13 protein-coding genes are annotated in these 13,009 nt (G+C 66.6%); 8 read left to right on the forward strand and 5 right to left on the reverse strand.

All coding sequences use genetic code 11. The features are described 5' to 3' along the window. Window positions 1-18: 18 nt before the first annotated feature. Window positions 19-2,130, reverse strand: a complete 2,112-nt coding sequence (locus ACX9NE_RS11380) for an acyl-CoA dehydrogenase family protein (protein ID WP_459361691.1) — start codon at window positions 2,128-2,130, stop codon at window positions 19-21. A 243-nt stretch (window positions 2,131-2,373) separates the two neighbouring features. Here ACX9NE_RS11380 and kstR point away from each other — a divergent pair, with 243 nt between their 5' ends. Then, window positions 2,374-2,973 (forward strand): cholesterol catabolism transcriptional regulator KstR, encoded by a 600-nt coding sequence (gene kstR / locus ACX9NE_RS11385; protein WP_459361897.1) that lies wholly within the window; start codon window positions 2,374-2,376, stop codon window positions 2,971-2,973. A gap of 77 nt (window positions 2,974-3,050) precedes the next feature. Here kstR and ACX9NE_RS11390 read toward each other — a convergent pair whose 3' ends face one another. After that, complete coding sequence (locus tag ACX9NE_RS11390) at window positions 3,051-4,130, reverse strand: LacI family DNA-binding transcriptional regulator (RefSeq protein ID WP_459361690.1); 1,080 nt, start codon at window positions 4,128-4,130, stop codon at window positions 3,051-3,053. A 139-nt stretch (window positions 4,131-4,269) separates the two neighbouring features. On the opposite strand from ACX9NE_RS11390, the gene ACX9NE_RS11395 reads away from it, so the two are divergent. The 6 genes from ACX9NE_RS11395 to ACX9NE_RS11420 all read left to right on the forward strand — a co-directional run bounded on the left by ACX9NE_RS11395 (window position 4,270) and on the right by ACX9NE_RS11420 (window position 9,263). Then, window positions 4,270-5,151 carry a metal ABC transporter solute-binding protein, Zn/Mn family gene (locus ACX9NE_RS11395; RefSeq protein WP_459361895.1) on the forward strand — a complete coding sequence of 294 codons (882 nt, stop codon included), beginning with the start codon at window positions 4,270-4,272 and terminating at the stop codon, window positions 5,149-5,151. A gap of 12 nt (window positions 5,152-5,163) precedes the next feature. Next, window positions 5,164-5,931, forward strand: coding sequence for a metal ABC transporter ATP-binding protein (locus ACX9NE_RS11400; protein ID WP_459361689.1), 768 nt, complete (start codon window positions 5,164-5,166; stop codon window positions 5,929-5,931). After that, window positions 5,928-6,776 (forward strand): metal ABC transporter permease, encoded by an 849-nt coding sequence (locus ACX9NE_RS11405; RefSeq protein ID WP_459361688.1) that lies wholly within the window; start codon window positions 5,928-5,930, stop codon window positions 6,774-6,776. Before ACX9NE_RS11400 ends, ACX9NE_RS11405 begins: the two co-directional genes overlap by 4 nt. 98 nt (window positions 6,777-6,874) lie before the next feature. Next, window positions 6,875-7,543: a sensor domain-containing protein gene (locus ACX9NE_RS11410; RefSeq protein WP_459361894.1), complete on the forward strand. Its 669-nt coding sequence runs from the start codon at window positions 6,875-6,877 to the stop codon at window positions 7,541-7,543. Between the two features lie 26 nt (window positions 7,544-7,569). Beyond that, window positions 7,570-8,328: a LamB/YcsF family protein gene (locus ACX9NE_RS11415; protein WP_459361687.1), complete on the forward strand. Its 759-nt coding sequence runs from the start codon at window positions 7,570-7,572 to the stop codon at window positions 8,326-8,328. Further along, window positions 8,328-9,263, forward strand: a complete 936-nt coding sequence (locus ACX9NE_RS11420) for an MBL fold metallo-hydrolase (protein WP_459361686.1) — start codon at window positions 8,328-8,330, stop codon at window positions 9,261-9,263. The genes ACX9NE_RS11415 and ACX9NE_RS11420 overlap by 1 nt, the downstream gene beginning before the upstream one ends. Window positions 9,264-9,274: 11 nt before the next feature. Here ACX9NE_RS11420 and ACX9NE_RS11425 read toward each other — a convergent pair whose 3' ends face one another. Genes ACX9NE_RS11425 through ACX9NE_RS11435 form a run of 3 tightly spaced genes read right to left on the reverse strand, consistent with a single transcriptional unit; the run spans window position 9,275 to window position 12,038 of the window. Next, on the reverse strand, window positions 9,275-10,468 hold the full coding sequence (locus ACX9NE_RS11425; RefSeq protein WP_459361685.1) for a PPE family protein: 1,194 nt from the start codon (window positions 10,466-10,468) through the stop codon (window positions 9,275-9,277). Between the two features lie 32 nt (window positions 10,469-10,500). Next, window positions 10,501-11,709, reverse strand: a complete 1,209-nt coding sequence (locus ACX9NE_RS11430) for a PPE family protein (protein WP_459361684.1) — start codon at window positions 11,707-11,709, stop codon at window positions 10,501-10,503. 29 nt (window positions 11,710-11,738) lie between these two features. Then, window positions 11,739-12,038 (reverse strand): PE family protein, encoded by a 300-nt coding sequence (locus ACX9NE_RS11435; protein WP_459361683.1) that lies wholly within the window; start codon window positions 12,036-12,038, stop codon window positions 11,739-11,741. A gap of 721 nt (window positions 12,039-12,759) precedes the next feature. Here ACX9NE_RS11435 and ACX9NE_RS11440 point away from each other — a divergent pair. After that, a complete protein-coding gene (locus tag ACX9NE_RS11440; protein WP_459361682.1) occupies window positions 12,760-12,948 on the forward strand; it encodes a hypothetical protein in 189 nt (62 codons plus the stop codon). Window positions 12,949-13,009 lie beyond the last annotated feature (61 nt).

A 13,009-nucleotide genomic window follows, 5' to 3' on the forward strand; every position in this document is an offset into this window, starting at 1 on the left:
CGCGCTCCCGCCAAACTGCTAGCGCGGCAACCCCAGCAACCGCTCGGCGGCCACGGTGAGCAGGATCTGCTCGGTACCCCCGGCGATGGTCAGGCACCGGGTATTGAGGAAATCGAACACCGCGCGGTTGCGCACCAAGCCGCCGCCCTCGGACACATCCATGGCGAATTCGGCAAGCTCCTGCCGGTAGTGCACCCCGATCAGCTTGCGCACGCTGGACTGCGCCCCCGGGTCCCTGCCACCGACGGCCAGCGTGGCGATGCGCTGATCGAGCAACGCCCCGGCCTGTGCCAGCAGGATCAACCTGGCCAGCCGATCCTGTTGCGCCGCATCGAGATCCATCTCAGACAACACCCGGAGCAGTTCCTCCATCGGATTGCCCAGCGCCGTTCCGGTTGCCATCGCGATCCGCTCATTCGCCAGCGTGGTGCGCGCCAGCCGCCAGCCGTCGTTGACGGCACCGACGACCATCTCGTCCGGAACGAAGACGTTGTCCAGAAACACTTCGTTGAACAACGAGTCACCGGTGATCTCCCGAAGCGGCCGGATCTCGATGCCCGGCGATTTCATGTCGACCAAGAAATACGTGATGCCCTTATGTTTCGGTACCACCGGGTCCGTCCTGGCCAGGCACACCCCCCAGGCGGCCTTGTGCGCGGCCGACGTCCAGACCTTCTGCCCGGTGAGTAGCCACCCACCGTCCGCCCGCACGGCCTTGGTGCGCAACGACGCCAGATCCGAACCGGCCCCGGGCTCGGAAAAAAGCTGACACCACAGGAAGTCACCGCGCAGGGTGGCGGGGACGAATCGCTCGATCTGCTCGGCCGTGCCGTGCTCGAGAATGGTCGGTGCCGCCCACCACCCGATCACCAGGTCCGGCCGCTCGACGCCGGCCGAAGCCATCTCCTGATCGATCAACAGCTGCTCGGCCGGTCCCGCGGCGCGGCCGTAGGGCGCCGGCCAGTGTGGTGCCTGCAGCCCAGCCTCGGCCAGCGCCACCTGTCGTTTCTCGGCGGGTAGCGCGGCCACCTCGGCGACGGCCGCGGCAATCTCCGCGCGCTGCCCTTCGACCTCGGTGAGGTCGACGGACAGTTTGCGCCGCACGCCGGACTGGGTCAGGGCGGCGACCCTGCGTAGCCAGTGCTCGAGACCGCCCAGGAAGCGGCTGATGCTGTGGGCGCGACGCAGGTACAGATGCGCGTCGTGTTCCCAGGTACAGCCGATGCCGCCGAGCACCTGGATGCAGTCTTTGACGTTGGCCTTGGCCGCGGCGATTCCGATGGCGGCGGCTGCTGCCGCCGCAATGGCGAACTGCTGGGAATCTGAGTCCGCGGCGGCGCACGCCGCATCCATGGCAGCCACCTCGGCTTGCTCGGCCCGGCACAGCATCTGGGCGCAGATGTGCTTGATGGCCTGAAAGCTGCCGATGGGCTTGCCGAACTGCTCACGCACCTTGGCGTAGGCGACGGCGGTTTCCAGCGCATAACGGGTGATACCGGCCGCTTCAGCGGCCAGCAGGGTCGCGGCCAGATCGCGCAGACCGGGTGCCTCCAGCACCGCGGCCGCCACCGAGGTCAGCTCCACCCGGGCCAGGGGCCGGGAGAAGTCGGCTGCCGGCAATGGTTCCAGCACCACCCCGTCGGCGTCCAGGTCGACCAACAGCCACTTCCCGCCGGCCGGCAACAACAGCACCGCACCGGCAGCCGCGCCGAGCGCAAACGGAATCGAACCGGACGCCTTCCCGCCGGCAAATGTCACGTCACCCTCGAGCGCCAGTCCGGCGAAGCGTTCGCCCGCCATGAGTGCACCCAGCAGATCGACGTCGGTGACGACGAGAGTTGCCAGCGCGGTTGTCGCGACCGGTCCCGGTACCAGCGCCTTTGCGGCTTCCTCGACCATGGCGCACAGGTCGCCGATGCTGCCCCCGGCGCCACCGCTGCCCTCGGCGACCGCAACACTGAAAAGCCCGAGCTCTGCCAATCCGGCGAATACCGGGCGCCATGCCTCGGCGTCGCCCTGCTCAACGGCGCGAACCGCCACACTCGCGGTCTGCCCCGACGCCGCGCTGCGGGCCCAGTCGCGCACCAGTTCGCGCGCCGCGAACTGTTCATCGGTGACGGTCGCTACCACCAGCAGTCCTCCGCGTCGTCAAATTCACATACCAAGAAATCTTTCGTCCACACTAGAACGTGTTCTAATAGTGGAACCAATCAACCGTCAAGTCGTGGTCATCAGGCCAGTACACGAGGTTGGCCCAGCGTTGAGGAGGTGGGAGATTTCCGCGGATAATGCGTATCGTTCGCGATTGAATCGCCCGCACGAGGAGCTGCCTGCCACATGTCGCCCGACGGCCGACCGCGCGAGGTTGTGAACATGGCCGTACTGGCTGAGTCCGAGCTGGGCTCGGAAGCGCAACGCGAACGCCGCAAACGCATCCTGGACGCCACCATGGCTATCGCTTCCAAGGGCGGCTATGAGGCGGTGCAGATGCGGGCGGTGGCGGATCGGGCCGACGTGGCCGTGGGGACGCTGTACCGCTACTTCCCGTCGAAGGTGCACCTGCTGGTGTCGGCACTGGGCCGCGAGTTCAGCCGCATCGACGCCAAGACCGACCGGTCGGCGGTGACCGGCGGCACGCCGTTCCAGCGGCTGAATTTCATGGTGGGCAAGCTCAACCGCGCGATGCAGCGCAATCCACTGCTGACGGAGGCGATGACCCGGGCCTACGTGTTCGCCGACGCGTCGGCGGCCAGCGAAGTGGACCAGGTCGAGAAACTGATCGACAGCATGTTCGCCCGCGCGATGAGCGACGGAGAGCCCACCGAGGACCAATACCACATCGCCAGGGTGATCTCGGACGTCTGGCTGTCCAACCTGCTGGCCTGGCTCACGCGGCGCGCTTCGGCCACGGACGTGAGCAAGCGCCTCGACCTTGCCATGCGCTTGCTCATCGGCGATCACGAGAACTGCTAGTCGCGATCGCAAGAGCGGCAGTAGGCCGGTCGCTGGGGGCACCTCCCGCTTGCGGGGGACGGGTCGCGACCATCTGGCTAGGCGGGCGGCCCCGAAGTACGCCCGCGGATCAGCTCGGTGGCGAGTAGTTCGACCGCCGGCAGGCCCGAGCGCGGTGGATTGAGCACCAACTCACCCGCACGACGGCCCTTCTGCAGGCTGGGCTGCGCGACGGTGGTCAGACCGCGGGCCAACGCGTCCTCGACGCCGTCGAAGCCGGTGACCGTAAGCTGCCCCGGGACGTAAATGCCGTGTGCGCGAAGGTAATCCATCGCTGAGAGAGCAAGGATGTCGGCCGTGCACATCAGTGCCGTGATGCGGGGATTCGCGTCCAACGCGACCCGGGCGGCGTCGCCACCCGAGGTCGGCAGGTGCTCGTAGCTTTCCACCACGGTCAGCGAACCCGGGTCCACGCCGGCGGCGGTCATCGCCTCCCAGACACCGATGATGCGTTCGCGCTGAACGTCGAAGGTCGGTGACTTCAGCCTCTCGGCATCCACCAGGCCCTGACGGCGGTCCCGGCCCAATCGCATGGTGAGCAACCCGATCTCCCGATGCCCCAGACCCAGCACGTACTGGGCCACCTCGCGCATGGCCGCCCGGTCGTCGATGCCCACCCGCGACACCCCGGGCAGGTCCGCGGGCTGATCGACCACCACCACCGGCAGCCGCCGCTGCAGGACCACCTGCAGATAGGGATCGTCGTCGCGCACCGAATAGACCACAAACCCGTCCACCCCTGCCCCCAACACGGCCGAGGTGCCATCCTCGATGCTGCGACTCGGGCCCACCGCCACCAACAGCAGGCCCTGGCCCAGCTCCTCACACGACTGAGCGACTCCCGCAACGAAGTCGCGTGCCGCCGGGTCGCTGAAGGAATAGGTCAGCGGTTCGGTCATCACCAGGCCCACCGCGCCGGCTTTGCGGGTGCGCAGGGAACGCGCCACCGGGTCCGGTCCCGCATAGCCCAGGCGCTTGGCCGTGGCGAACACCCGGTCACGGAGTTCTGGCGAGAGCTGGTCCGGCCGGTTGAAGGCGTTCGAGATCGTCGTGCGCGACACTTTGAGCTCGGCTGCCAACGACGCCAGAGTCGCCCGCCTTCGCGGTATGGGACTCACGTTCGGTGACGCTACAACGGATCTGCGGCCACGCGCATCAAGGCTTCGGGTGGGTTGCCTCGACGACTTTATAATGGAAACGATTTTCATTAGTATTATGGGTCGGCCTGCCGGCCCGGCGAGAGGATGCGACGTGCGGATGTGGCTTGCTGTCTGCCTGGTCTGCTCGGCCGCATTGGCAGGCTGCGCAACCAGTGGACCGGACCACCCGGGCGCGGTCGCCGTGGTGGCATCGACCGACGTCTGGGGAAGCGTCGCGCGCGCCGTGGCGGGTGACCACATCGCCGTCAAGTCCATCCTGACCGGCACGGACGCCGACCCGCATTCCTATCAGGCAACTCCGGCCGACGCCGCAGCGCTGACCGATGCCGATCTGGTGATCTACAACGGTGGCGGATTTGACCCATGGGTGGACCGGGTGCTGGCCGGTCACCCCGGCATCCACGCGATCGACGCCTACTCCTACCTGGGAACGGTGAGCGACGCACCCGACGAGCACGTCTTCTACAACCTCAACGTCGCCAAGGCGGTGGCCATCGCGATCGCTGAGAGGCTGGCCATCCTCGACCCGCCCAACTCCGCGGACTACCGTGCCAACGCGGCCCAGTTCGGGCGCGGCGCGGACGCGATCGCCAACTCCGAGCGGGCCATCGCCACCGCCTACCCGGCCGCCGGGGTTATTGCCACCGAGCCGGTCGTGCACTACCTGCTGACCGCGTCGGGGCTGATCAACCGCACTCCGGTCGGCTTCGCCACGGCCAACGAGAACGACGCCGATCCGGCTCCGGCAGACATGGCGTCGGCCCTGGACCTGGTCAACCACCGAGAGGTGTCAGCCTTGCTGGTCAATCCGCAGACCGCGACTGCTGCGACCGCCGACCTGCAGGCCGCCGCCCGCGCAGCCGGCGTTCCCGTGACCGAGGTCTCCGAAACCCTGCCCGGCGGTTGCGATTACCTGACCTGGCAACGCAACACCGTCGCTCAACTGGCGGCCGCACTGCACTCGAGCCCCCACAGTTAGGCGAGCGCATCCGTGAGCCGTCCCTTGGTCGCGCTGGCCGGTGCCCGGTTGGCCTTCGGTGACCGGGTGCTGTGGGACCACCTCGAACTGTCGGTGGCTGCCGGTGAGTTCATCGCGGTGCTGGGGCCCAACGGCGCCGGTAAGACGTCGCTGCTCAAAGTCTTGCTCGGGCAGCTGCCGCTGAGCGCCGGTCTGGTTCGCGTCGAGGGCCCCATCGGGTATGTGCCGCAGCATCATCCGATCGACCGGGAAGTAATGTTGCGCGGGCGCGATCTGGTGGCTCTGGGGGTGGACGGACATCGCTGGGGGCCGCTGCCGCTGCGGTCCGCAGATCGGGCCCGTCGCCGTGCGGCCGTGCAGCAGGCGCTGCGTCAGGTCAACGCGGAGCGGTTGGCCGATGTACGGGTCGGAGTGATGTCCGGCGGCGAGCTGCAACGGGTGCGTATCGCACACGCGCTTGCCACCGACCCGGCGCTCATGCTGTGCGACGAGCCGCTGCTTACTTTGGACCCGGCCAACGCCAAACTGGTCGCCGAACTGATCGACCGGCGACGATGCGAGTGTCAGACGGCGGTGATCGTCGTGACCCACGAGGTCAACCCGCTGCTGCCGTACGTGGACCGGGTGATGTATCTGGTCGACGGCCGCTTCCGGGTAGGCAGCGTCGAGCAGGTGATGACGGCCGAGACGCTTTCGGAGCTGTATCACGCCGACATCGAGGTGGTGAAGGTGAAAGACCGCTACTTCGTCGTCGGAGCTCCCGAGGGGCAGGTCGGATGAGCGAGCGCCTGGCCGAGACGTTGGACCACCTGTTCTCTTTCGAACTGACCGCCCATCTGCTCAGGCACGACTTCGTTCAGCAGGCCTTGGTCGCGGCGGTCCTGCTGGGGCTGGTGGCCGGGCTGATCGGGCCGTTCATCGTGATGCGCCAGATGTCGTTCGCCGTACACGGTTCGGCCGAATTGTCGCTGACCGGCGCGGCGTTCGCCCTGCTGACCGGTCTTCAGGTGGGGATCGGTGCGCTGGTCGGCAGTGCCCTGGCGGCAGCGCTGTTCGGCATCCTGGGGCAGCGGGCACGGGAGCGCGACTCGGTAATCGGTGTGGTGCTGGCTTTCGGGCTGGGCTTGGCGGTGCTGTTCATCCACCTGTACCCGGGACGTACCGGGACCAGCTTTGCCTTGCTCACCGGCCAGATCGTCGGAGTCGGCTACTCCGGGCTGGCCACGTTGGCAGTGGTGTGTGCACTGGTCATCGTCGTGCTGACGATCTGCGCCCGGCCATTGTTGTTCGCTACGGTCGACCCCGACGTCGCCGAAGCCCGCGGCGTTCCGGTGCGCGGCTTGGGCATCGTATTCGCCGCATTAGTCGGTGTGGTGGCCGCCCAAGCCGTCCAGATCGTCGGGGCGCTGCTGGTGATGTCGTTGCTGATCACGCCAGCCGCCGCGGCTGCCCGCGTAGTCAATGCGCCGGTGGCGGCGATCGCCGCCTCGGTGCTGTTCGCCGAAATCGCAGCGGTCGGAGGAATCCTGCTGTCGCTGGCACCCGGCGTTCCGGTTTCGGTGTTCGTAGCCGCAATTTCGTTTCTCATCTATGTCTCTTGCCGGCTGCTCGGGCGACACCGCTGAGCGCAACATTAGGCTGGTGAGACTGCCCGCGAACCGGGGTGCGGGATTGGGAGGGGGACCACGTGCGCTTGCAGATCGCCGTGCTGGCCGGCGCGTGCATGCTGGTTGCCGGCTGCACAAAGGTCGTGGACGGGACCGCTGCCGCCGGCGCGAATGCCGGCCTGGCGAATCAGACACCGATACCTGTCAGTGCGCTCGACGGCCTGATGCTGGACGCGAGCCAGATCAACACCGCCCTCGGCGCCACGTCGATGAAGGTCTGGTTCAACGCCAAGGGCATGTGGGATTGGAGCAAGAACGTCGACGACAAGAACTGCCTGGCGGTTGACGGTGCGGCGCAGGACAAGGTGTATGCCGGCACCGGATGGACGTCGATGCGTGGGCAGCGGCTCGACGACAGCATCGACGACTCCAAGAAGCGCAAGCATTACGCAATTCAGGCGGTGGTGGCCTTTCCAAACGCCAAGGACGCCAGCAACTTCTACAATTCCTCGATTCAGAGCTGGAAGGCCTGTTCCAACCGCCGGTTCAACGATGTCAGTCCCAACCAGCCGGACACCATCTGGACGGTGGGCGACGTCACCGTCGACAACGGGATGTTGACCAGTTCCCAGGCCCAGGAAGGCGGCGACGGCTGGACCTGCCAGCGGGCGCTGACCGTTCGGAACAACCTGGCCATCGACATAGTCACCTGCGGGTACGACCAGACCGGTCCGTCCGCAACCTCCATTGCCAGCCAGATCGCGAGCAAGGTGGCCAAGCTGTAGGCAACGCTCCCTTCTAAGCTGGCCGAATGGTCACCATCGATCTGAACGCCGACCTGGGCGAAGGATTCGGTATCTGGCAACTCGGTGACGACGACGCCATGCTGGGCATCGTGAGCAGTGCCAACGTGGCGTGCGGCTTCCACGCGGGCGACCCCGCCGGGCTGCTGCGGGTGTGCCGTTCGGCCGCCGAGCGCGGAGTGCGGATTGGCGCGCAGGTGAGTTACCGGGACCTGGCCGGGTTCGGACGCCGCTTCATCGACGTCGCCGCGGAAGACCTGCTCGCCGACGTGGTGTTTCAGATCGGCGCGTTACAGGCACTCGCGCAGGTGGCCGGCTCCGCGGTTGCCTATGTCAAACCCCATGGTGCGTTGTACAACTCGATCGTCACGCACCGGGATCAGGCCGCGGCAGTGGCCGAAGCGGTGGCGACGGTGGACCCGTCCTTGCCGGTGCTCGGCATGGCGGGTTCGGCATTCTTCGACGAAGCCGACCGTCGCGGTCTGCGCACGGTGGCGGAGGTATTCGCCGACCGTGCCTACCAATCCGACGGTCGATTGGTCCCCCGCCGGGAACCCGGAGCAGTACTGGACGATCCGACGGTGATAGCGCGCCGGGTGCTGACCATGGTGAGAAGCGGCGAAGTAGCCGCGATTGACGGAACGAGGCTGCGCCTGACGGCGGAATCTGTTTGTGTACATGGCGATTCGCCCGGGGCGGTGCAGATCGCCACAGCGGTGCGTGACCAGCTCCGCGCGGCTGGTGTCGAGATCGGAGCGTTCTGCTGATGCGGCTGAAACTGGGTCGCCCGAACCTGACGCAGTATGCTGACCGCTTCAATGTACCGGCGGCAGATCATGATTCACCGGTTTCGGTGACGTGGATGGGCGTTGCGACGGTTCTCGTCGATGACGGATCTTCGGCATTGATGACCGATGGCTACTTCTCCCGTCCGGGCCTGGCACGGGTGGCGGCCGGGAAGGTGGCACCGGCACCGGCGCGCGTGGACGGTTGCCTGGCCCGGGCCAAAACATCCCGGCTCGCCGCGGTAATTCCCGTACATACCCACATCGACCACGCCCTGGACTCCGCGCTGGTCGCCGACCGCACCGGCGCCCAACTGGTGGGGGGCGAGTCGGCCGCCAATGTGGGTCGCGGCTACGGGCTGTCCGCGGAACGGATCGTCGTCGCGGTCTCCGGTGAACCAATGACGTTGGGCGCCTACGACGTTACGCTCATCGAGTCGCACCACTGTCCGCCTGACCGGTTCCCGGGGACAATCGACGCTCCGGTCCGGCCACCGGTGAAGGCATCCGCCTACCGTTGTGGCGAAGCCTGGTCGACACTGATCCACCACCGGCCGTCGGGGCGCCGGCTGCTTATCCAGGGCAGTGCCGGTTACGTCGCCGGCGCACTGAATGGCATGCGCGCCGACGCCGTCTATCTCAGCGTGGGTCAGCTCGGCCTGCAGCCACGCGCCTACATCGCAGAATACTGGGATGCGACGGTTCGCGCGGTCGGAGCCCGTCGGATCATCCCGATCCACTGGGACGACTTCTTTCGTCCACTGTCAAAGCCGCTGCGCGCCTTACCTTTTGCTGGAGATGATTTGGATGTCTCCATCCGTGTCCTCGATGAGCTGGCCGCGCGCGACGGCGTCGTCGTGCAGATGCCTACGGTATTCCGACGCGAAGATCCCTGGGTTTCGCTGCCACCCCGATGACGCGGTCGGCGCTAGCCGGCCGCCGGTGGTCTGGTCATGAAGGTCAGCCGATGCCCGTAGGCGGGAGTCCGACGCCCGTTACCGGCATTGACGAACTGACCGAAGGGCGGGGCTACCGGCATACTTCCGACCGCGCCTTCGGCGGCGGCCGAAATCGAGGTCGCGTTGCTGACGGCCGTCACCCCTGAGGTGGCAGAACCGGTCGCCGACGTCCAGCTCACCGGCACAGACAACCCGCTGCCGAGCGGTACAGCCTTGCCCAGACCCGCCGCCACGCCGCCGAAGCTGCCGGAGAGTTTGGGCACGGCGGCGGCCGCCGCCTGCGCTGCCTTCTCGGCCGCCTGCGCAGCGGAGGCGAAATCGCTGGCAACGCTGCCGAGCTTGGCGAAGCCGGCGGTTTCATCACCGACGAACAGCGTGTCCTGCAAACCCTGGGCGAATGCACTCAGGTAAGGCGAGACATACTTGTTATAGAGCGGAACGATATCGTCGAACAGCGTGTTGTCGATAATCCACTGGTCGATAGCCGCACCTTGGCCATTCAGCGGTGACGACAGCGTCTGCAGGATATCGCCGACTCGCGACGCCACCTGGGCTCCCATGCCGTTGAGCTGGGCCTGGACGGCATCACCAGCGCTCTTGACCGCGGCGACAGTCTGGTCGGCCAGGCTGCCAGGGTCCACCACTTCGGCCGGCTGCGGCAACTCGGTCAGCTGAGTCGCTGCCGCCGAACTGCCCGCATAGTTGTACATGGCCGCCGCATCCTGGGCCCAGAACTCGAGATAGAGAGCCTCGGTCGCCGCGATCGCCGGAGTGTTCTGCCCGAGAAAGTTCGTCGCGACCAGCGCCGCCAATAGTGCCCGGTTCGCCGCGATCACCGGTGGCGGAACGGACGCCGCGAACGCCGTTTCGTAGGCGGCGGCAGCGGCGAACGCCTGAGTCGCCGCTTGCCCCGCATCCTCGGCACCACCGTCCAGCCAGCTGATGAAGGGTGCTGCCGCCGCGACCAGTGCCGCCGACGACGGACCTACCCACGGACCGCCGGTCAGCTCGGAAAGCACCGACCGATGCCCCGCCGCGGCGACCTGGAGGTCCGCAGCCAACCCGCTCCACGCTGCCGCAGCAGCCAACAGCGGACCTGCCCCCGGACCGGTATACAGGCGCCCGGAGTTGACCTCGGGCGGCAAGAGACCATAGTCGATCATCGCTTGTTATCCCCGTGTTGATGATCGGCCGGTTAACCGGCGGCCGGCGGCTTGGCCATGACCGAGGGCTTGAAGCCGTATTGCGGCACGTTACGTCCGTAACCACCGTTGACGAACTGCCCCAGCGGCGGAGCCATCGGGAAGCTGTTACCGCCTTCGGCCGCGGCCGGAATCGCCGCCGCCACACCGGGATTCGTGGTGGCGTGCCAGGGTACCCAATTCGCCGGAACGGACAGGCCGCCGATCGGCAAGGCTTTACCCAGGCTGCCGGCAACGCCGCCGAGACCTGCTCCGAGGTTGCCTGCGGCACCCGAGGCGGCCTGCCCTGCGCCGGCCGCGGCCTGCGCCGCACCTTCGGCCGCCTTGGCGGCCGCCGGAGCGGCCGGCTTGAGCAGCGTGTTCGCGAGGTTCCCGATACCCGACCAACCGCTGGTGTTCTGCCCGACAGTCTGCGTCGACTGAATCATGGCCGCCAGGGAGTTGACGTACGGCGAGAGGTACTTGCTGTATAGGGGAACGATGTCGTCGAACGGGGTGTTGGCGACAATCCAGGCATCGAGCGCCGCGCCCTGGCCGTTGAGCGGTGTGGACAGGGTTTTCACTATGTCGCCGAAACGGGGGCCGACTGCTGCACTCACATTGTTGAGCTGGCTCTGAAGGCTCGCATTGCCGGCCTTCAACGCCGACCACGCTTGGTCGTATGCCCCGAGCGGGTCCACCACCGCCGCCGGTGCCGCCAGCGGTGTCAACTTGGTTGCCGCCGCTGAACTGCCGGCATAGTTGTACATCGCCCCGGCATCTTGCGCCCAGAATTCGGCGTACTGTGCTTCCAGCATTGAGATCGCCGAACTGTTCTGGCCGAGGAGGTTCGTGGCGATCAACTGCTGCAGCATCGTGCGGTTGGCCGTGATCAGGGGCGGAGGCACACTGGCGGCGAACGCCCTCTCGTAGGCGGCCGCAGCGGCGGCCGCCTGGCTCGCGGTTTCCGCGGCCTGCTCGGAGCTGGTGCTCAGCCAGGTGATGAAGGGCGAGACAGCCGATACCACCTTCGCCGACGCCGGACCCAACCACGGCCCGCTCGTCAGCGCCTCGATCACCGAACGGTGTCCAGACGCCGCAGCCGCGAAGTCAGCGGCCAGGTTCTCCCATGCCACCGCTGCGCTCACCATCGAGGCCGCACCCGGGCCGGCGTATATGCGCGCGGAATTGATCTCGGGCGGCAACAAGCCGTAATCCACCATCGCTATGACTCCCTATCGACTCAGGCCGCTCAATGCGCCAACGCGGCGTTGGCCGCCTCGGTCTCGGCGTAGCTTGCCCCGTTTGTTGCCAAATTGGCTGCCAGCATCGCCTGGATCCTGGCCGCCTGCTCGCTCATTTCCTGAAACCGCTGGCCGTGCGTGGCGAACTGGGCCGCCGTCAGGATCGACACCTCGTCGACGGCCGCGGGAACCACCCCGGTGATCGGGCCGGCCGCGGCCGCACTGCCTACGTTCAGGGCCGCGCCGAGTGACTGCAGGTTGCTGGCGGCTGCCGTCAAGTGCTCCGGCAAGGTACGTACAAAAGACATGCGAATTCCTCCGATGAGATCCTGCGGGATTGGCTACAACACCCCGGATGGGTTGACTTGTGTTGCCGTTGGTTTGAGACGGTTGCCTAACGGCTGTCGGCAGACTTGACACCGAAAAAGTGCGACATAGTACCCCCACTTGCCGTAGTTGGTCCAGGACTTCTGGGCCGTCTCATGCAAAAGACAGTAGATTGAAAGCCAGGGCACAGAAACCGATAGCCCCAACAATTCACTCCATGCAAACTTTTGTTCAGCCTGAGTTAAACAAAGTGGCACACTTGGAAGTCGCGACCTGCGAAAACAGGTGGGGGATGTTCTGCCGGATCCCCCGCCACGTCGACAGTTCAAATCTTTGAGTTCACTATGCGGACACCAGTTCCTGTGAACGTTCACAGAAATCACGCAGGACCGGCGAAGCGCTCACCCACGTTTCCGGGCCTATTGTTGGGACGGTCGGGATAGGCGAGCCCATGCTGGCATGACCTTCGTCCTGTTGTGCTCGAAGTGCGGCTCCGATTTGCGCGAGTGCCAAGTTCTGCGACGAGTGCGGGTCGCAGACCACCGTGGCTAACCCGACGGCTGAGTACAAACGGGTCACTGTGCTGTTTGCCGACGTCGTCCACTCGATGGACATCGCCGCCGCGTGTCGGGGCGGAGCGGCCGCCAGAGATCATGACCGACCCAGGTTGCGCTTGCGGCTGCGGTGCGACGTTGCGGGGGCATGTTGGAAAAGTTCACCGGAGACGGCGTCATGGCGGTGTTCGGCGCTCCGGCCGCCCTCGAGGACCACGCGGTGCGGGCGTGCCTGGCGGCGCTGGCCATGCCGCATGGTTTCGCACAGCTCGCCGCACAAGCTGATCACCGCGATGGCGTCGAACTGCGCTTGCGCGTTGAGTTGGACTGCGGCTAGGTCATCACTGGTGAAATTGGTTCTGCCACTCTGGGTTACACCGCAATCGGGTCGGGGGCGT

The sequence above is a fragment of the Mycobacterium sp. ML4 genome (genome assembly GCF_054515735.1).